This window comes from Sorangium sp. So ce693, assembly GCF_051521375.1.
In the GTDB taxonomy this organism is placed as follows: Bacteria; Myxococcota_A; Polyangia; order Polyangiales; family Polyangiaceae; genus Sorangium; species Sorangium atrum.
On sequence record NZ_CP150347.1, the window covers coordinates 1,466,845 to 1,486,405 of the forward strand.

The following is a 19,561-nucleotide window of genomic DNA, read 5'->3' on the forward strand; positions in this document are numbered from 1 at the left end:
GAACGGGTGGGTTATCGATGTCGGGCTTCGGCGCAGATCACCTGGGATAGGCGATCTTGATGAAGTCGATGTCCTGCTGCGACAGCCCGGTGTTCGACCTGGTTCCCACGCCGTTGCGAGTGAGGGTCGCGGGGAAGGCGTAGAGCATGATCGAGTCCGGATCGAACCGCGTCCCGATCAGCTGGTTTGCCGAGTATTTGGCGATGACGTTGCGGTAGGTCGTCGCCCGGGGCCAATAGTTCGGCGGGCCGGAGAAGTACCTGTAGACGGCCTCCTCGTTCCACTGGATGCCGCCCTGCGGGTTCTGGTGCTCGTGGATGGCGCCGAGCGCGTGGCCGAACTCGTGGAGCGTGACGCGCGAGTACTCCTCGTCGTCGGTGTCGTCGCGCAGCCACCCGAAGTTCATCGTCGGCTGGTGGAGCGGAAAATACTCCTGCACCAGCGCGTCCGTGCCGATCGCCGACCATGAGCCCGAGTCGGCATAAAAGGAGATCCGGATCTCCGCGAACTCCGACTCGCCGAAGTCGAATTGGATGTTCGCGTGCTGCGTCCACTCCATCGCACATTGAGCGAGCTTTGCCTGCATCGTGGGCGTACCGTCGAGGAAGCGGAACCTCAGGCGCTTGCCGGGGCGCCACCGCTTTTGCGCGATGAGCGCGATGCGCTCCGCCGGCGGGAGGTTCGGATCGTTCACGTCGATGTTCGGGTCGACGTCGTTCGACGGATTCTCCTGCACGGCGATCCGCCTCGCGGTCTCTTCCAGCGCGAGCGGCAGTATCCGATCGTGGCAGATGTGGATCGGTTCTTCTCTCGTTTCCATGGGCGTTCGTCTACCCTTCTTGGAGGGCGGGCGCGTGGCGGTCGTACAGCGCGACACCCTTCGGACCATCATTTCGGACCGCGTACGGCACGGGTCAAGGGAGGCTCGTCGCCAATCTCGTTATCGCCGTCGAGCTTGGCGAGATGATCGCGCTTCGACCATTTAGATCTAGGCGCGCTACTCTCCTCTCGCTGTCAGGAAACTCCATGCCTCGTCCTCGTAGCCGGGAGGCGCGCCGGACTCGAGGTATTTGATGTAGGCCATCGCCGCCTCCCCTCGGATGTCGCTCTTGGCGCGGGCACGGAGCGCCCTGCCCAGGTAAAGAAACGCGGCGGGGTTGCTGGGATCCTGCTGCGTCACCCAGCGCAGCTCGCTCACGGCGCGGTCCAGGTCACGCCCGCTCCTGAAGAGCACGCGGCCAAGGTGATAGTGCGCCGCGGTCGACAGCTTCCCCTCCTTTTCCTGGATGAACGCTTCGAGCGCCTCGATGCTGTCCTTGTAGTCCTCAAGCGTGGAGTAGGCGATCCCACGCCACAGGAGTTGGTTGGGTACGTCAGCGCGCTCGAGCACGGCGAGCGCACGGCGGGCCGGCTCGCGATCGAGGTGCGTGAGGCACGCGCGGGCGCTGTCCAGGAGCCTGTCGTCGAACGCGATCTCCTCCATTCCCTCTCCGGTGATGTCCACGTTGAGGGTCGCCGGGATCATCCCGAACAGCTCTCGCCACGTCAGCGCGGTCGGCTGGGCTGCTCTCAGCACCTTGACCATCTCGTAGGTCAAGAGACCGTGAACCGCGTCACCGGAGCCGGGCGGCGACAGGGGCATGCGCTTCTCGACCATCGGCCAGTCGTCGCTCGTGCTTGCCATGTTGATGGATCCATTGAGCGCGGTCAGCCTGCCGACGCGGGGGGGAACCTCGAAGCCCCGGGGCCCGATCAGGACGCGTCGAAGCGGGACCGGCCGCGGATCCGCCTCGACGTACCTCGCCCCTTCAGCGGATGTCCTGCTCGTCCAGCCGGCGTCCATGATGGTGACGAGCCGCGCCGAGCCCCGAGCGGCGAGCTCGTCGAGCTCGCGCAGCGCGATGTCGAGCACGCCTTCGCTCCGCCCGTCCGCGCTCACGATCGTCGGATCACCTTTCGCGTTGAAGGAGCCGTTGCCGGCAAAATAGAAGAGCGCGGCAGCGTCCTCCGGCCTCGCGGCGAGGTCCTTGAACGCCGCGACGATCGCGGCGTGGCTCGCGGCGCCGTCGAGGAGCAAGCACACGTTCTCCGACAGGAACCCGTACCGATCGATGAGCACCTGAACCAGCGCGTGCGCGTCGTTGACCGCGCCCCGCGGGCGGGGCACGCCCGGATGGCCATACGCGTCGATTCCGACGATGACAGCGAAGCGGTTGCCTTGCTCGAGCCGCGTGATGAGCGTGGTCACGTCCTTTGCCAGCGGCGCCTGCTCCGTCGGGGTAAAGGCGCCGAGGTATCCATGGAGCGAGCCGGCCGCGGCCTCCCGCTGTCCAGCGCCGATCTGGGCGACGCCGACCGCCATGAGCGCCTCCGGCTCGGTGGGGGCGCGCGCGCTCGCCGACGCCGCCAGCGCCTCCGCTGCCCGAACGTACGCTCCTTGCTCGAGGAAGCCGCGACCGGCGGCGTAGTGCAGCTCGGGCGGCGGCGCGGGGAACGTGCGAAGGACCGCAGCGTAGCGCGCCTCGAGCTCGTGGCGCGCGAACCCGTCGAAGCGTCGGCGCCGGCTCAGCTCGAAGAGGGTGAGATGGTCAATGCTCACCGGAGCGAGGCGGTAGGACAGAGGTCCTGTCCCGCTCAGGTGCGGATCTTGCTGACGCTTGCTCCAACGGGTGTGCATGGTCGCCGCGATTCTGTCCCTGAGCTCTTCCAGCGTGGTGCTAGGTAGCGCCGTCTTGAGCTGCTCGACCAGCGCCCATGAAAAGAGCCCGCGGCGGCCGTAGCGCTCATCGATGGGCACGGTGATGGCATACTGTCCGGCGCCGGCTCCGAACAGGGCGGCGTAGGATGCACCGCGGGCGAGCTCGAACAGCTTCGGCGATATGTTCGTGTCCATGATGAGCATCTTGCGCCGTGAGCGGATGCGCTGGAGGCTCCTGTGAACCTCGTCCTGCGCGATCGACGCGTCGGGGGGCCCGGCGTCCGCTGCTGCGCCGCCGCTGCTGACGCGGTAGGGAAGGATCATGGAGGCTCCGGCGGGCGAGGGGCCGCTCATGCCGCTGTAGAAGACGACCACCGCGTCATCCTCGGCCGCTGAATCGACGAGCTTCTCCAGCGCGCTCAGGATGCCGTCTCGCGTTGCCTGGGGGCCGCAGAGCAAGGTCGCGTCGCCGGCGGCGAAGCCCCACCGGTCGATCAAGACCTCGCGGAGCGAGCGCGCGTCTTTCTCCTCCGCCACGTCCTCGCTCGTTCCCCGAGCATCGTGGTTCACGCCGATCAGCAGCGCGCGCCGGGTGCCCGTGCTCGCGCGGCGCTCCGGATTCGTCAAGAGATCGCGCGCAAAGGTCGCTCGCGGGTCGTCGGGGGCCTCTGCGAGGAAGAGCTCGAGAGCTTGCCTTGCCGCGCCCTCGCCGTGCGCCTTCGCGAGCGCGAGGCCCAGGTAGTACGCCGACTCGACGGCGCCCTCTCCGCCCTGGCTCACCACGGCCTGGAAGATCGGGATGGCGCGGTCGACGTCCCCGGCATCGAGGCGCGCGAGGCCGAGGTCCACCGTGTTTTCGACGAAGAGCGCGCTGGCCAGGTCCATACTGACCCGATCGGCCAGGAGCCGCGCGATGTCGGCGAGATGGCGGCCGAGCACCAGCCGCTCCTCGATGTCGAGCGTCGACCTCCAGGCGAGTGGCAGGCTGTTGTCGAAGCCGTTTCCGCTGATCCAGGGGTGTTGAGGCGCGGGCTCCGTGGCCTCCGTCACGTTCTTGCTCACGTAATCGTAGAGGCTGCTCACGGTCACCTTGCCGGTGTCGTCCTCGGCGGCCTCGCCGCGCAGCCCTTTGAGGAGAAAGTACGTGAAGACGCCGTGGCCGCCGTCCCACTGCGCGCCTTCTTGCGCCGTCTCGTTCGCTCGCGTGGACGAGATCGTCGCGATCCCCGCCTGTGCCTTGCTGAGCGCCTCCGCCTGCTGGTTCATCACGTCGCCCGCGTTGACGCTCCGCGCCCGCGTCGAGCCGCCGATCGGCGAGCCGTGGCAGGTATCGACCAGGATGAGCCCTCGCTCGGCCAGCACGTAGTCGTTCAGGGCGTTCTGCACCTCCCGCATCGGCAGGGCCGTGGACCCGACGTCTCTGGGGTCGGTGTCCCATGTGATCAGATAGAAGATGTTGCCTCGGGCCCCTACGTCCGGCTGGCCGTGGCACGCGAAGTAGAGAACGATGATATCGTCCCTGGCAGTTTTCTTGAGGAAGCTCCGGAGCGCCCAGGTGATCCTGCCTGTCGTCGCCTGCTCATCGAGCAGGAGCTGGACATTGGCGCTCTTGAAGCCGCAGCTCGTCCTGAGGAGCTTGTCCAGGTCCTCCGCGTCGCGAGCCGCGTATCTCAAGTTGAGGCCCGCATCTTTGTACCTGGATATCCCCACGATCACGGCCCACTTCTCCGCGTAGTTGCCATAGAAGGAAGGGCTGATCGGCCGCACGTTTCGTCCGCTCGGAGGCTCGTTCGCGTCGCTTTCCTTGGGATCCGCCATTGTTCCGCTCTCCAGCCTCCGCCGTGCGGAGGGGTGCTCGTCTTCCCATGACCCTGCGTGGCAGCCCGGGACGGGCAGGCTCTGAGCGCGGCTTCATCAATCTTGTCTTCATCGTCACAGGCGCCGGCGTCAAAGGCGTAGCGCTGATCCGCGCGGCCTCCGCGCTCGCGCTCTTGCCGTCCACCGGCCGCCGACGTGGGAGATCGATGACGAAGAAGGAGAATCTCCACGGGTCAGGCGTCGGTCACGACCATCTTCGATGGTCCTCGGGACGAGGAGCCATTCACGGCCGACGTCCTCTATCGTTTATCCACGCATCGAAGAGGCCCGCCTCCATGCCGCGGTCAGCCTGCGGCGCTGCAGCTCGCCCGGCCCGGAACCGGAAGAGGAGCGGGGCTGCGAGGTGCAGCGGCGAGGGGCGGCGATAGAGGCCGATCGGGGATTCTCGCCGCGCGTTCGGAGGTTGCGTGGCCATGCAGCCTCCGATGACCCGGCGCCCGCGCGCGTCGCGCTCCACCGCGGCCTCGCGCAGCTTGCTCCGCCGCGCCGTCGCGCTGCGCCGGGATCGAGGAGCGCGCGCCACCGCACGTCCAGCCGGCTCACGGCCGGCGTCCCGGCGTGAGCGACCGCCAGGTCCGCCGCGCGGCGCTCGGGGTCGCCCGGCGGCAGCGCCCGGCGAGTTCTCCGCGGTCGTCCGTCACAGGACGGGGTGCGCGCTGCGAGCTCGCCGAGGGGCGTGACGCGCCGTGGCGCCCTCAGCGCACGCCGACGAGGCGCTGCATGAGCCGCTGGAACTCGGGGACCGAGAGGTCGATGTGCTCGACGACGCGGCCGTAGAGCGTGGCCGTGGGCACGTTGCGGCCGTTGAACTCCTTCTCGAGCTCGGAGAGCTTCCAGAGGATGATGCGCTCGGCGCGGGTCAGGCCGTCGCGCACGTCCGGGAGCTCGTCGAGAGGGGATCGCCTCGGGGGCATGGTCGGGCTCCGATCTAGGCTTCGTGGGGCGGGCTCACTGCACGACGCCGAGCACGCGCTGCTGGCGCGCGAGCTCCGCCGCGTTCTTGAGCGCCTCGAACAGCTCGCGCGACGCCGGCAGCCCCCGGATGACGAGCTCCGGGTCGCTCGCGTCCTTCGTGAACACGCGGATCTCGGCGACGTCGAGCAGCCGCTGCATGAACGTCTGCCGGAGGTCGATGTCGAGGACCCGCCAGAGCTGCAGGGTCTCGATCCGGCGCGTGAGCAGGCCGGCCTCGTAGTCGATCGTGCGATCGGTGATCTTGTAGCGGAGGCTCTTGCGCTTCCAGTGCAGGATGCCGAGCCAGATGAGGCCCACCAGCACGAGCGAGAGCACGCCCGCCGCCAGGTAGGACCAGAACCACGCCTTCCAGCTCGGAGTCCCCTCGAAGAGGACGCGCGCCGCGCCCGGCGCGGGGGCGAGCGCGCCGCCGGCGTGGGCGAGCGGGGCGGCGGGGGCCGCGGCCACCGGCGCTCGCTCGTCGAGCATGCTGCCGCAGAATCGGCACTTGATCGCGGCGTCCTGGATCTGCTCCGCGCAGAAGGGGCAGGGCTTCACCCCGACGATTGTAGTCTACATCCCGGGCGTGAGATCCACGGCAACCATCAAGCCTCGCGCCGCGTTCTCCTACATCCGAACATTTACGCGGTCGTGGTCGTGGTCGTGGTCGTGGTCGTGGTCGTTCACGGCCTACCGTTGACGACCACGACCACGACCACGACCACGTTCACGGCCTACCGTTGACGACCACGACCACGTTCACGGCCTACCGTTGACGACCACGACCACGTTCACGGCCTACCGTTGACGACCACGACCACGTTCACGGCCTACCGTTGACGACCACGACCACGTTCACGGCCTACCGTTGACGACCACGACCACGTTCACGGCCTACCGTTGACGACCACGACCACGTTCACGGCCTACCGTTGACGACCACGACCACGACCACGACCACGTTCACGGCCTACCGTTGACGACCACGACCACGTTCACGACCACGTAAACGTTCACGTTGCCTCCCGGCCCCCGGCGGCGAGAGCCGCCTTGCCCGCGCGCCCCAGCCTCCGGATCGCGGCCTCCCGCCGCTGCGCCTCGCCCCTGTCGGCCGCCGCCTCGACGTGGACCACCGCGAGCGGCCCCCGTCCGCGAGTGTACCGCGCCCCGCGCCCCGCCGCGTGCTGCGCCACGCGCGCCTCCACGTCGCGGGCGATCCCCGTGTAGAACGACCCGTCGCCGCAGCGCAGGATGTAGACGTGCCAGGCCGCGGTCACTCCTTCGGCCCCTCGTTGTAGCCGCGCGGCCGGTACTTCGGGTCCACTCCTCCGTGCGTTGCGCCGTTGTCGAGCGTGTCGATCGCGAGGTACGCGAGCCACGTCCCGGGGTGCTCCTCCGCGAGCCGCCGGAGCTCCGCGTCGTGCGCCGTGAGCCGCTGCTCGTCGTGCAGGCACTGCAGCGCGAGCGCGATCAGGCTCAGCTCGTTCGGGCCGAGCTCCATGCCGCGCTGGTAATGCGGGAAGGCCTCGTCGGGGCGGTGCATCCGGCACAGCGTGTCGCCCGTGTACACGTGCGCCATCGGCCACGTCGGGGCGAGATCCATCGCGATCTTGCTCTCGGAGAGGCGGGTCTCCAGGTCGCCGCGGGCGCCCTTCATCACCGAGTAGTTGAGGTGCGCCTTGGCGCTGTTCGGGACCGCCTCCTTCGTCGCCGCCCAGAAATCGAGGTCGTTGCGGTAGTCCATCGCGTGCCGGTAGGCCTGCGCGCACTGGAAGCCGAAGAAGAGCACGAACAGCGCCGGCGTCACCCACGCCCTCCACGACCAGCGCGCGCGCGGCGTGAGGGTCGAGCCCGCGAGCGCCTCGTGGAGCCACGAGAAGGCGACGGCGAGGACGAGCGACGAGCCGATGGCCGGGAAGTACCAGAAGCGCTCGGCGCGCACCGTCGGCAGGACGACCGGGATGTTCGAGTGGGGGAAGTAGCTGACCACGACCCAGGTCAGCCCGATTGCCGCGATGCACAGCCCCGCGTAGCCGCGGCGCAGCGGCACCCAGGCGCTCCGGTCCGCCGTCGCAGGGCAGGGCAGGGGGCGCGCGCCCTCGACAAGCAGCCCGAGCCCGAGGAGAAACGCGGGCAGGAACGGCAGCGGCCAGAGCACGAGCGGCAGCGCCCGGAGCAGCGGCACGCGCCCCGCCGGGCGGAGCACGTGCCAGTCGTACGCGGCGAGCGCCGCCGCCGCGATCGCGAGGAGCGCCCCCGCGAGGAGCAGCGGCCACCTCCGCGACGTCGCCTGGCCGCCGTCGACGAGGAAGGCGGCGCGCACCGAGCGCCGCTCGCGCCGCTCCAGGTGCTCGCGGCGGAGGGCCGCGATCCAGAGCGCGAGCGAGCCGAGCGGGGGCAGCACCATCATCGCTGCGCCGGCGACGCTGCCGAAGAAGACGAGCCTGTCCGGCACCGGCTCCTGCGGGTACGAGTAGTCGCCGCTCAGCGTCCACGGGAACACGATCTGGGTGAGGCCCCGCCAGTAGACGCGCAGCGCGCCGGCGATCCGGTGCGGCATGTCCGCGGCGCCGAGCGGGTTGTTGAGCGGATCGCGCGGCAGGGGCGCCTGGTGGAACCAGACGAGCGCCTCGTGGAGCGCGCGCTTCACGAGCGGCGCGCCCTCGGGGAGCGGCGCGGCGAGCTCGGCCGGCATGGGCGCGGGGAACCAGCGCCGCCGGAGCTCGACGTAGAGCACGAACGCCGCGCCCGCGGCGAGCAGCGCGAGCAGCGCCCGGACGAACCGCGCCGGCCGCGTGGGGTGGGTGAGCGGCGCGGCGATCAGCGCGGCGAACGGGACGAGCGGCACGCAGACGAGCGCGCTCTCCTTGGAGAAGAGGCCGAAGAGCACGGCCGCGAACACGCCGAACGGCATCGCCCACGCGGGCAGCGCGAGGGCGGCGAGGGCGGCGATCGCCCCCATGCCCCCGAGCACGTCGGCGATGCCCACGATGCCGCTCACCGCCTCGGTGAGCACCGCGCTGCCGACGAAGAGGAGCCCGGTGAGGTAGGCGAGCCCGCGCCGCCGCGTGAGCCAGAACGTGACGCACGTGAGCAGCGCGCCGTTCACGGCGTGGAAGAGGACGTTGTAGAAGTGGTGGAAGAACGGCTGCTTCGTGACAGCCCAGATCGTGCGCCAGAGGAAGTTCGGCAGCGGGCGGTAGGAGCCGACGCTCCGGTCGGGCGGCAGCCCCCAGAAATCGCGGTGGATCGCGTCGAGGAAGCCGATCCCGCCCTTCGCGTTCACGTACGGGTTGGCGAGGAGCGCCTCCTGCTCGTCGAAGATGTAGTTCGTCGACGGGGCGCGCGTGAAGAGGATGACGGCGATCAGCGCGAGCGGCGCGATCGCGGACAGGAAGGTCGGGTCGAGCGCGAGGAAGTAGTCGCGCACGCGCCGCGCGGCGTCCCCGAGGAAGGACGGCTCGGCGGGCGGCCCTGCAGACGGCGGCATCCCGGAGGACGGCGGCGGCCCTGCCGACGGCGGCATCCCGGAGGACGGCGGCCCGTACGGCGTCGTCGTGTCGTCGTCGAGCGCGTCGGGCATGAGCTCCGGCACGTCGTGCTCGGCGGAAGGGGACGGGGGCGGATAGGTCACGCCGCGCCCTCTCAGCCCTTCGCGTCCGGTGGGGCGCTCGGCGCGCCGTCCGGCTCGGGGACGGACCAGATGTCGCCCCAGAGCGGCTGCCCGCCGTCGATGCCGTAGACCGCGCCCGTGATGAAGTCGTTCTGGTCGCTGGCCAGGAAGACGATGAGCCGCGAGACCTCCTCGGGGGTGGCGAGGCGCTTGAGCGGGGTGGCGCGCCGCGCGAGCTCGAGCAGCTCGTCGCCGTACTGCGACGTGCCGCTCGACCGGATGTTGCTGCCGGGCGCGACCGCGTTGACGCGGATGCCGAGCGCCGCCCACTCGACGGCGAGCGAGCGGGTCAGGTTCTCCACGCCGGCGCGCGCGGCGCCCGTGTGCGCCATGCCCGGGAAGCCGCGGCTCACCGACGCGGTGACGTTCACGATCCGGCCGCGGCGCGCCGGGAGCATCGCGCGCCTCGCGACCTCGCGCGTCATGTAGAAGGTGCCGTTCAGGTTGTTGCGCACGACCGCCTCCCAGCCCTTCGGCGTCATGTCCATGGCCGGACTCGGGAACTGGCCGCCGGCATTGTTCACGAGGACGTCGACGCGGCCGAATTTCCCGAGGACCTGGCCCACGAAGGCGGCGATCTGCTCCGGCTCGCGGATATCGCACGGCGCGGCGAGCACGTCGTCGCCGGAGACGCCGTCGCCCGCGAGCGTCTTCGCCGCGGCCTCGAGCTTGTCGGCCCGGCGGCCGCAGAGGGCGACCTTCGCGCCGAGGTAAGCGAGCTCACGCGCGCACGCGAGGCCGATGCCGCTGCCCCCGCCGGTGACGATCGCTACCTGGTGTCCGAAGAGTCCTGGGGCGAAGATCGAGCGCACCTGGGTCACGCCCCGCGTTTACAACGGCTCAGCGGGCGCCGCCACACGCCGGGCGATCCGGGGTGGCTCCGGCGTCCCAGGCAGAAAGGCCCCGGCGTTCGAGGGCGGGCCGGCACCGGGTCGTCCCCTGGCAGGCCGCGGTGCTCACGCATCTCCGCGCCGCCTCGATCGCGTGGGCTCGTTTCCTCGGCGCAATCCAGCGGTGTTTGCGAGCAGCGAGTCGAGCACCTGTTGCGCGCGCTCACGCGCGACCGGCACGTGGACACCGCGACCGTGCGCCGCGAGACCGTCGCCCACCCAGACGCGGGTCTCGCCCTCTCGCGTGAGCTCTTTGACGTGCGCCACGTTGATCAGCCAGTTGCGATGCACACGCACGAAGGACCGCCCGAAGGACGACTCGATCGCCGCCAGCGAGAGGTCGATGTCGAAGACGCCGTGGGAGGTGTGCACCTGCGTCAAGCGCTCCGCGGCCTCGAACGCCCAGACCTCGTCTCGGTCGAACAGCACGAGACCCTTGTTTCGCCGCGCGGCGATCCGCAGCGGACCCGCGCGCTCCGGCCGCGGGTCACGCGCCCGCAGCCTCTTCAGACACTGCTCGACACGCTGCTCGGTGAAGGGCTTCAGGAGGTAGTCGGAGACGCCGAGATCGTAGGCTTCGAGCGCATGCGTGTGGAACGCGGTCGCGAGCACGAGCAGCGGAGCGCCCTGCAGCGCCGCGAGCTCGCGCGCGATGTCGAGCCCCTCGTTGCGACCGCCGGAGAGGCGCACGTCGAGGAACACCGCATCGAAGGCGCGGCGCCCCTCTCCGAGGAGGATCTCCCGTGCTTCTCCCGCGGACGATACGGCGCCGGCGACCTGCGCGAGGTTCGAGCCGTCGAGGAGCTCGACGAGGTAGTCGCGCGCTGCCCACTCGTCCTCGACGACGAGCGTGCGCAGCTTCGCGTCGCTCTCCGTGCTCACGCCGTTGCTCCTCGAGTCATCAGCACCTCGACGACTGCAGCGGTTCCTTCGCTCGACGACGAGAGGCGCAGCGCTGATCCAGGGCACCTCAGCTCGAGTCGTCGACGCACGGTGTGGAGGCCGAGCGCGCCAGAGCGCGGCTCGTTCGCCGGGAGACCGGGCCCGTTGTCCGTCACGGTGCATACGAGCTTCGATGAAGCGCCAGCCTCATGGAGCGCCGCCCGCACGGTCACCCGTCCGCCGCCCGCGCGACACAGCGCGCCGTGCTGGACCGCGTTCTCCACCAGGGGTTGCAGCAAGAGCCGCGGCAGCAGCACGCCGCCGACGTCGGCCGGAATGTCCCAGTCGAAGCGCAGGGCGTCACGGTGGCGTGACTCGAGGATCTCCGCATAGCGCCTGAGCCACGTGATCTCCTGGTCGAGCGGCTGCATCTCGTCCTCACCTTGCAGCGAGCCCCGGAGCAGGTCTCCGAGTGACCCGATCAAGCGCCGCGCCTCGCGCGGATCCTGCACCACGAGCCCCGCGATGGTGTTGAGCGTGTTGAGGAGGAAGTGCGGCTCGAGCTGTGAGCGCAAGCGCGCGAGCTCCGCCGAGACCCGGAGTTGCTCCGCCTCGAGGCGGAGCTTCTCCGTCTCGAGCGCGCGGCGCTGGGCTCGTTCGGTCACGTGCGGGGACACGAAGACGAGCCCCCAGACGCCGGCGAGCACGAGGCCCATCATGGCGCCGAAGCCCGCGACGAGTGGCGGGGAGAGCGGCCCCTTCTCGTCGAGCTCGAAGCCGAGGAGCCCCTCGAAGACGAGCACGAACGCGAGCGCGAACAGGGCCCCGACGACGACCGCCCCGAGGAGGCTCACGACGAGCAACCTCGTCGGGCTCAAACCGCGCTCGACGCCGCGCTCGAAGGCGACGGCGAGGGCGAGCAGCACCACCGGCGCCGCGACCAGCCAGAGCGAGAAGCTGATGACGATGCTCACGAGGTCCTCTCCGCCGCCGAGATCAGGGGCGGTCTGGAGCACCCCGACGCCGATGGCCGAGGCCATGCCGAGGAGCCAGCGTCGCCGGGTGTGGAGCGTCAGCGGCGCACCCGAAGCAGAGCCTTCCATGAAGGAAAGCTACCATTCGGGGACATGGTCTACAACGTTCGCCGCTCGCGCGACGACGGGAAGAAGAACCGCAATCGAGCGCTCACCGGCTCGTGCGCGCGGAGCGACGGCTCGTCGGAACCAACACCCGGCTCGTCGGAAGTGTACGGCAGCGCCGCGCGCCAGATGGGAGAGCTGAGAAACCTAGCCAGCTCATCAATCCCACTCGCTCAGACGGACGAACCATGACCCAACACACATTCCGCAGAGAGCGCGAGCCGTCCGGCGGCTCGCGTCCAGGCCGGCTCGTGACCCGCCCTTGGTGCTGGGCCGCAGTCGTGCTGATGGCGACGAGCGCCTGTGGCACGAGCAGCACGAGCAGAGAGGACCTCACGGGAGAGCAGCTCTTCAGCACGCCCTTCCCGCGATCCAACGGCCGCTCGTGCGCCACCTGCCACGTACCGGAGGACAACTTCACGCTCACACCCGCCCACGTGGCGCGGCTGCTGGAGGCGAACCCGGACGACCCGCTGTTCAGCGCGATCGACGCCGACGACCCCACGGCCGAAAAACTCACGTTCGAACACCTGAAAAAGGGACTCGTGCGCGTGTGGCTCACGTTGCCCGACAACGTGGACCTGATAGACGATGATGGCGACGTGATCACCCCCAGCGATCGCAAGCTCTTCGTGTGGCGCGGGGTGCCCTCCATCGCTGACTCCGCGTTGACTGCGCCTTTCCAGCTGGATGGACGCGTGGAGACGCTCGAAGATCAAGCCCAGGGAGCCATCACCGGGCACAGCGAGAGCGGTAAAGCTCCCCGGGGCGAGCTCGAGCGCATCGCCGCGTTCGAGCGCGATGTCTTCTCCTCGGACCGGGCGCGCAGCGTCGCGGAGTATCTCGCCGGCGGCGGCGACCCGGAGAGCGCGCCCGACGTGGAGGACGGGCTCGAGCTCACTCCGACGGAGGAGCGGGGACGAGAGGTTTACAAGGCCATATGCGCGGCATGCCATGGGGGCGGCAACCGGGCGACCATCGTGGATCGGGAGATTCACGATCTGGCCTTCCCGGCCATCAAGCCCGACGGAACCGTGCTTTATGAAGTGCCAGCTACAGATCCTCCGACCCCGGTGCTCGTCGCTCAACCCAGGAACGAATTTCTGAACATTGGGTCAGCATACGAAACATTCATGGGTCAGCTGGACCCTGATTCGCATGTCTTTACAAGGGATGTGAGCTTTCCACGTTACCGGTATCGCTTCTACACGGACGATTCTCGAAGAGAGATCGCCGCGGACCTGCCTCCGACTGCCCCGCCGGGCTTCGATGACGATCTGGACGGCGATGGCGACCCCGCGGGCTTCAATGACGATCCGGACAGCGACGGCAACCCCGTCGCGGGGCCGAACTTCGGGCTACAACTTTTTTCTGCCGATCCGGGTCGCTCCATGATCACCGGAAGCCTCAACGACTTTGAGTCATTCGACGTGCCGACATTGCGTGGAATAGGGAAAACTGCACCCTACTTCCACGACAATGCCGCGGACACCCTGGAAAGGGTCGTTGAAGTCTACAGCGACCACCTGCTCAGCAGATTCCCATCTCTCACGCTACCTGGGGAGAAGGAGCCGGACGATGATGGTGATATCGGCCCTCCCGAGGCCATGACCGCCGATCAGAAGAGCGACCTGGTGGCCTTTCTGAAGCGGCTGTAAGAGCGAGCCGACGCGAGCGGATCGTCAGACTGGCCGGATCCAGCCAGTTTCAGTCAAAACCGGCCGCCACCACCCGCCGACTGGCCGCCGCCACCCGCCGACTGGCCGCCGCCATCCGCTGACTGGCCGCCACCACCCTCCGACTGGCCGCCGCCACCCGCTGACTGGCCGCCGCCACCCTCCGACTGGCCGCCGCCATCCGCCGACTGGCCACCACCGCCCTCCAACCGACCACCAGTGCCTTCCGACGGGCCACCACGGCCGCCACCACCGCCCGCGATGTGGCAGCGAGCGGGCACTTTCGTGGAGATCACCTCATAGCAGCACGCGCCATCTCGCCGCTTCGCGTCGCTCTCTACCGACAGGATCAAGTCAGAGCAACGTTCCTTGATCAGGTTGAGCTCCTCCCGCGCCTGGTCGCGGTCCAGGCACGCCCCGAGCTCCTCGGGCCACTCGAAGCAGCGGATGTCGTTCCCGGCGCAGCCCGGCGCCGCGATGAGGGGCGCGGCTGCGGTTGACGGACCGGCGCTCAGCAGGAGACCGGCAAGGAGCGTTCGTCGAAAGGATCGGTCGAGCAGCATGAGGTGCACCTCCAGCCCATACCCCGCCGCCTCATCAGCACAGCGGCAAGCTCGAAACAGGGTGCCTCGTGCGGGCTGCCATCGCAACCATGGATCACCCGCCGCGGCCGAGGGCCGCAGGACGTCTCGCCGGAGCTCCGCTCGCCCTCGGTATCGGGCGTGAGCGCGGCGCTCTGCTGCTCGCGCAGGTCTGAGCCGGCGAGATGGCCGGGCGCCGCCCATCGCCCCCGGCTTTGTCCGGCTGGAGCGCGCAGGGGGAGTCAAGCATGGAAGAGGACGCGCGCGCCGCTTGACGATCCACGCTCCGGATCGAATGGCAAGAGGGGAGGGGATCACCGATGTCGATCGAGCTCAACCACACCATCGTCCCCGCGCACGACAAGGAGGCTGCCGCGCAGTTCTTCGCGCGCATGTTCGGACTCGCGGTGGACACCCCGTTCGGGCCGTTCTCCCCCGTGCGCATCAACGGCGGGCTCACGCTCGACTTCGCCGACCGGGAGACGTTCGAGCCGCACCACTACGCGTTCTTCGTGGACGACGCGGAGTTCGACCGGATCTTCGAGCGCGTCCAGCGCGCCGGCATCCCCTTCAGCGCCGATCCGCACGCGAAGGAGATGGGCCGGATCAACCACCGGAAGGGCGGCCGCGGCTTCTACTTCCGCGATCTCGACGGGCACATCCTCGAGGTGATGACGCGCGCGTGAGCTCGGCTTCGCGCCGCGGGCCCGCTCATTCGCGCGGCCGCAGCGTCTTCATGAGGCCGTCGATCATCGGCTGGAGGCCGAACTCGAACACGCGATCGAGGTTGAAATCGTACCCGCCCGAGAGCTCGTTCAGCAGCCTGGCGAAGCTCGGATATGGCCCCGACGTCGCGATCGCCAGGAACGCGGCCCCCTGCGATTCGTTCCACTGCGCTTCGGTCATCCCCGTGGTCGCCTCGGCCTCGCGCTCCGACTCTAGGTTCACGGCGACGCCGCGAACGTAGCTGTAGAGCGTCATGTGCGCCTCGATCCGGGTCACCGCGTCGAGCCCGGGGGCTTCCATGGCTCGCAGGATCCACTCGGCGTGCGCGATCACGTTGCGCAGCGCGACCGGCCGCGCGAGCGGCATCACGTGCGCGAGCCACCCGTGCCGCCGGTACAGCGCCCACTGCGCGCGGGCCGCGCGGATCAGGGCCTCGCGCAGATCGCGAGGAGGCGACCTCGGCAGCGGGTGTTCGCCGAACACCTCGTCGATCATGAGGAGCACGAGCGCGTCTTTCCCCTCCACATACCGGTAGAGCGACATCGTCGGCACGCCGAGCTTCGCGGCGACACCGCGCATGGAGAGGGCGTCGAGCCCCTCGTCGTCGGCGAGCAGGATGGCGATCTGCACGATCCGCTCGCGCGTCAGGGCGCCGCCTCGTTCGGACGGCTCGCGTGCCGCGCGATCGCCCTCGGCCACCACGTGGCCCGAGCGCGGGATCGATCGGATGAGCCCCTCGTGGCGCAGGGTCGACAGCGCCTTGGTGGCGGTGGCGTGCGCGACGCCGAAGGAGCGGACGATCTGGCGCGTCGATGGGATGCGATCGCCCGCACGGAGGCGCCCGGACGCGATGCGCGCGCGCAATTCGTTCACGATCTGCACGTAGGGCGGTCCGTCGCCCGACTTGCGACGGTTCGTCGACGCACCGCGCTTCACCGGAGGCATGGTGACTGTACTAGCACAGATGTTCCGTTGAAAGAGCGCGCGATGCCGCCGGGATAGAGCGCGCAGCCGCAGCTGTTCTAGCCTAGAATCTTAGGCCATGGCGCCCTAGGGGGGCTGCCGGGCGCCTCCGTCGTCGCCATGCTCGTGCGTACGTCGTACGCGACAGGTTGCGTACGTCGTACGCAACCTTCCCCCCGAGGTCCCCATGTCGAACGGCACCGTCCTCGTCTCCGGCGCAGGCATCGCAGGCCCCGCGCTCGCTTACTGGCTCTCGCGTCGCGGGTTCACCCCCACCGTGGTGGAGCGCGCCCCCGCCCTGCGGGCAGGAGGCAACGCCGTGGACTTCCGCGGGCCGACGCACCTGCGCGTCCTCGGCGAGATGGGGGTGCTCGACGCGATTCGACAGCATCAGACCCACATGCGGGATCTCGCCATGGTGGACGAGGCCGGCCGGCGAATCGTCACGCTCCCCGCGGCGTTCGCGAGCGGCGACGTCGAGATCGAGCGCGGCGATCTCAGCCGCATCCTCCACGACGCCGCGAAGGACGCGGCCGAGTTCGTGTTCGACGACAGCATCGCCTCGCTCACCGAGACGCCCGGCGGCGTCGACGTCACGTTCGAGCGCGGCCGGCCGCGGCGCTTCGACCTGGTCGTGGGCGCCGACGGGCTGCACTCCCGCGTGCGCGCGCTCGCGTTCGGCGACGAGTCGAGGTTCCTGCGCTTCCACGGCCATTATGTGGCGACGTTCGCCGCGCCGAACCACCTCGGCCTCGATCACCAGGGCCTCATCTTCAGCGAGCCGGGGCGGGCCGCCAGCATCACGAGCGCCCGCCGCCCCGAGGAGGCAACGGCGCTCCTGATGTTCGCCTCCAGGCCGCTCGACCACGATCCGCGCGAGGTCGCGCAGCACAAGGCGATCCTGGCCGAGCGGTTTGCGGGGATGGGGTGGGAGGTGCCGCGTCTGCTCGAGGCGATGAGGCAGAGTCCGAGTCTGTATTTCGACGCCGTGGGGCGGATCGACATGGATAGCTATTCCCGCGGTCGCGTCGTGCTCCTGGGCGACGCCGGCTACGGCGGCACCCTCGGCGGACAGGGGACCGGCCTCGCCGTGGTCTGCGCGTACGTGCTCGCGGGTGAGCTCGCCGTCGCGAAGGGAGATCATCGCGCCGCGTTCCAGCGCTACGAGGCGCGGATCCGTCGGTATGCCCGGCGCTGCCAGCAGGGGGCGAAGCACGTCGGCTCGTTCTACGCACCGCCGACCCGCGTGCAGCTCGCGCTGCGCAACACGATGTACCGGGCGCTCACCTCGCGCCCGCTCTCCCGCTGGTTCGAGAAGATGGTCACGAGCGCCGCCAGCGACCTCGTGCTCCCCGCGTACCCGGCGTTACCTCCTCGAGGTGCTGACGCGCGCGTGAGACACCTCGGCGTGGACGCGCTCACCGCAGTACTTCCCCCGAGGGCCGCCGCTCAGCGCGCGTCGATGACGTCGAGGCCGCCTGGGAGGACGACGAAAAAGACGCTCTCCTCCTCGGCGTATCCGTCGTGGCGCTCGCCCGGCGCCGTCCAGAGGTAGTCGCCTGGCGAGAGCACCCGCTCGCCGATCCGAAGCCTCCCCGAGACGAGGTATGTCTCTTCGCCGCCGGGGTGGTCGTGGCGCCGCGCGTGCGCCCCCTTCTCCATGCGAACGAGCACCGTGAGCCCGTTGCCGCCGTCGTGGCGGCGCAGGAAGCTGAACTGGATGCCGGGCGCGACGGTCTCGAAGGGCTGATCTTGCTGAGGGCGGAAGGTCGTCGTGTTCATGAATCCACTATGATCGTCGTATCGGCATGTGAGAAACTCATGTTTCGCATGGCTTCATGAGGGCAGCTCATGTCCCAGATGCTCGAGATCCGCCACCTCCGCCTCGTCCGCGCCATCGCCGAAGAGGGCGGGCCCACGCGCGCCGCGGCGCGCCTTCACCTGACGCAGTCCGCCGTGAGCCATCAGCTCGCCGAGCTCGAAGGCCGCCTCGGGGTCGTCCTGTTCACGCGCGTCCGACGCCAGCTCAAGCTCACCCCGGCCGGCGCGCGGCTGCTCGACGCCGCGCGCACGATGCTCGTCGATCTGGCGCGTATCGAGGGGGACCTGCAGTACGCCGGATCGCGCAGGCACGAGGTGTTCCGCATCGCCGTCGAGTGCTTCACCACGTACTACTGGCTCCCACCGGTCCTCTCGGCGCTCGCGAAGGACCATCCGCACGTCGACGTGCGCATCGTGCTCGAGGCGCGGCGCGAGCCCGTCGCCGCGCTCCTCCGCGGCGAGATCGAGCTCGCCGTCGTGAGCTCGCCGGTGCGTGATCGCGCGCTCGTCGTCGAGCCGCTCTTCGAGGACGAGTGGACGGTCATCGTCTCACCATCGCACCCGCTCGCCGCGCGTCCGTACGTCACCGCGATCGAGCTCGGTCAGGAGAAGCTCCTCACCCACGACGCCCCGCGGAGCGACGTCGAGCGACTTCGCGAGCTCATCGCCAGCGAGCGCGCGCCGATGCCGCTCGCCGCGCGCATCCCGCTCACCGACGCGCTCGTGGATCTGGTCAAGGCCGGCCTCGGCGTCGGGCTCGTCTCCCGGTGGGCCGTCGCGCCGGACATCGCGCGCGGCGAGGTCGCTGCGCGCCGCCTCACCCGCGAGGGCCTCCCGGAGCAGTGGGCGGCCGTCTACAGGCGCGACGCGGCTGCGCGCTTTCCGCTCGCGCGCTTCGTCGAGCTCCTCCGCGCGCCGTCTTCCCTCATCACCCCTTCACGCGCGCGCCGGCGACGGTCCCGTTGACGATGGCCTGTCTTTCCCAAGGGGCGTCAGGCCGTCGACGAGGACTGAGCCGGCGCGCCCACCGATGTTCCAGCGTGCTCACCCACCCGAGGGCCGCCGCGCTGGAAGAGCACCGGTCCTGCGCCGCAAGGCGCTCGGGACGCTGCATAGCCGCGCGGGCTGACTCAACCCTTGCGCGCCACGCGGATCGCCTCCGCGAGGCCGGCGGCGGTGAGCTCGGGGTCCTTCAGGAGCGTCGCCGCCCAGGTCGCGAGCTCGCCGATCGTCCGGAAGACGTTCGGCGCCCGCCCCGTGGTCAGCGCCATCATGATGGAGCGGACCGAGGAGGCGATGAACCCCTCCGACTCGACGAGCGTTGCCGTGCCCCTGAGGTGCCGGGAAGGGGAGCGCGCCGCCCGCTGCATCGCGGCCCGGCTCGCCTCGTCCGGCGGTCCGGTGAGATGACGGGGGAGGACGACGACGAAGACCGCGCCGTCCGGCTGGCTCGCCGACCAGCGGGCGAAGTGCTCCCGCGAGCGATCGATCCCGGCCGCGCTGGCCTTGTCCCGCCAGACCAGCAGCATGAGCCGCCGCCACACCGCCACCACGTATCCGTCCGTGCGCTCGAGCAGCTCGGCCGTCATCGGAGGAGGACGGGCCGTTATCATCGTGAAGGATTGTCCTTCCGCCGGGGGGATGGTCGTCAAGCCCATGACGCTCCTCCGACGCTTGCAG

At 69.7% G+C, this 19,561-nt stretch carries 17 protein-coding genes; 4 read left to right on the forward strand and 13 right to left on the reverse strand.

The window, feature by feature from the left end:
- Positions 1-37 precede the first annotated feature (37 nt).
- The 9 genes from WMF14_RS05470 to WMF14_RS05510 form a co-directional block, all read right to left on the reverse strand.
- Complete coding sequence (locus tag WMF14_RS05470; RefSeq protein WP_437799134.1) at positions 38-820, reverse strand: M12 family metallopeptidase; 783 nt, start codon at positions 818-820, stop codon at positions 38-40.
- A gap of 177 nt (positions 821-997) precedes the next feature.
- Entirely contained in the window at positions 998-4,516 is a 3,519-nt protein-coding gene (locus tag WMF14_RS05475) for a caspase family protein (protein ID WP_437799135.1), read from the reverse strand.
- Between the two features lie 755 nt (positions 4,517-5,271).
- A complete protein-coding gene (locus WMF14_RS05480) occupies positions 5,272-5,490 on the reverse strand; it encodes a hypothetical protein (RefSeq protein WP_012233609.1) in 219 nt (72 codons plus the stop codon).
- Between the two features lie 34 nt (positions 5,491-5,524).
- Positions 5,525-6,088, reverse strand: coding sequence for a PH domain-containing protein (locus WMF14_RS05485; RefSeq protein WP_437799136.1), 564 nt, complete (start codon positions 6,086-6,088; stop codon positions 5,525-5,527).
- Positions 6,089-6,543: 455 nt separating this feature from the next.
- A complete protein-coding gene (locus WMF14_RS05490; RefSeq protein ID WP_272100378.1) occupies positions 6,544-6,807 on the reverse strand; it encodes a GIY-YIG nuclease family protein in 264 nt (87 codons plus the stop codon).
- Positions 6,804-9,164 carry a tetratricopeptide repeat protein gene (locus WMF14_RS05495; protein WP_437799137.1) on the reverse strand — a complete coding sequence of 787 codons (2,361 nt, stop codon included), beginning with the start codon at positions 9,162-9,164 and terminating at the stop codon, positions 6,804-6,806. The genes WMF14_RS05490 and WMF14_RS05495 overlap by 4 nt, the downstream gene beginning before the upstream one ends.
- 11 nt (positions 9,165-9,175) lie before the next feature.
- Complete coding sequence (locus WMF14_RS05500) at positions 9,176-10,024, reverse strand: SDR family oxidoreductase (RefSeq protein ID WP_437327767.1); 849 nt, start codon at positions 10,022-10,024, stop codon at positions 9,176-9,178.
- 135 nt (positions 10,025-10,159) lie between these two features.
- Entirely contained in the window at positions 10,160-10,975 is an 816-nt protein-coding gene (locus WMF14_RS05505; protein WP_437799138.1) for a LytR/AlgR family response regulator transcription factor, read from the reverse strand.
- Complete coding sequence (locus WMF14_RS05510; protein WP_437799139.1) at positions 10,972-12,078, reverse strand: sensor histidine kinase; 1,107 nt, start codon at positions 12,076-12,078, stop codon at positions 10,972-10,974. The genes WMF14_RS05505 and WMF14_RS05510 overlap by 4 nt, the downstream gene beginning before the upstream one ends.
- 224 nt (positions 12,079-12,302) lie before the next feature.
- Between WMF14_RS05510 and WMF14_RS05515 the strand changes: the two genes are divergently transcribed.
- Positions 12,303-13,772 carry a cytochrome c peroxidase gene (locus WMF14_RS05515; protein WP_437799140.1) on the forward strand — a complete coding sequence of 490 codons (1,470 nt, stop codon included), beginning with the start codon at positions 12,303-12,305 and terminating at the stop codon, positions 13,770-13,772.
- 53 nt (positions 13,773-13,825) lie between these two features.
- Here the strand turns inward: WMF14_RS05515 and WMF14_RS05520 are convergent, their stop codons facing one another.
- Positions 13,826-14,353, reverse strand: a complete 528-nt coding sequence (locus tag WMF14_RS05520; RefSeq protein WP_437799141.1) for a hypothetical protein — start codon at positions 14,351-14,353, stop codon at positions 13,826-13,828.
- Positions 14,354-14,691: 338 nt separating this feature from the next.
- Here WMF14_RS05520 and WMF14_RS05525 point away from each other — a divergent pair, with 338 nt between their 5' ends.
- A complete protein-coding gene (locus tag WMF14_RS05525) occupies positions 14,692-15,057 on the forward strand; it encodes a VOC family protein (RefSeq protein WP_437799142.1) in 366 nt (121 codons plus the stop codon).
- Positions 15,058-15,082: 25 nt separating this feature from the next.
- On the opposite strand, the gene WMF14_RS05530 is transcribed toward WMF14_RS05525, so the two are convergent.
- The gene (locus tag WMF14_RS05530) at positions 15,083-16,042 is read right to left on the reverse strand and encodes a TetR/AcrR family transcriptional regulator C-terminal domain-containing protein (RefSeq protein ID WP_276597520.1); all 960 of its coding nucleotides are present in this window, start codon (positions 16,040-16,042) and stop codon (positions 15,083-15,085) included.
- Between the two features lie 205 nt (positions 16,043-16,247).
- Between WMF14_RS05530 and WMF14_RS05535 the strand changes: the two genes are divergently transcribed.
- On the forward strand, positions 16,248-17,615 hold the full coding sequence (locus WMF14_RS05535) for an FAD-dependent monooxygenase (protein ID WP_437799143.1): 1,368 nt from the start codon (positions 16,248-16,250) through the stop codon (positions 17,613-17,615).
- On the opposite strand, the gene WMF14_RS05540 is transcribed toward WMF14_RS05535, so the two are convergent.
- Positions 17,510-17,842: a cupin domain-containing protein gene (locus WMF14_RS05540; protein ID WP_437799144.1), complete on the reverse strand. Its 333-nt coding sequence runs from the start codon at positions 17,840-17,842 to the stop codon at positions 17,510-17,512. The genes WMF14_RS05535 and WMF14_RS05540 overlap by 106 nt on opposite strands.
- Before the next feature lie 69 nt (positions 17,843-17,911).
- Between WMF14_RS05540 and WMF14_RS05545 the strand changes: the two genes are divergently transcribed.
- Positions 17,912-18,847: a LysR family transcriptional regulator gene (locus tag WMF14_RS05545; protein ID WP_437799145.1), complete on the forward strand. Its 936-nt coding sequence runs from the start codon at positions 17,912-17,914 to the stop codon at positions 18,845-18,847.
- A 164-nt stretch (positions 18,848-19,011) separates the two neighbouring features.
- Here the strand turns inward: WMF14_RS05545 and WMF14_RS05550 are convergent, their stop codons facing one another.
- Complete coding sequence (locus WMF14_RS05550) at positions 19,012-19,539, reverse strand: hypothetical protein (protein ID WP_437799146.1); 528 nt, start codon at positions 19,537-19,539, stop codon at positions 19,012-19,014.
- Positions 19,540-19,561: the final 22 nt, after the last annotated feature.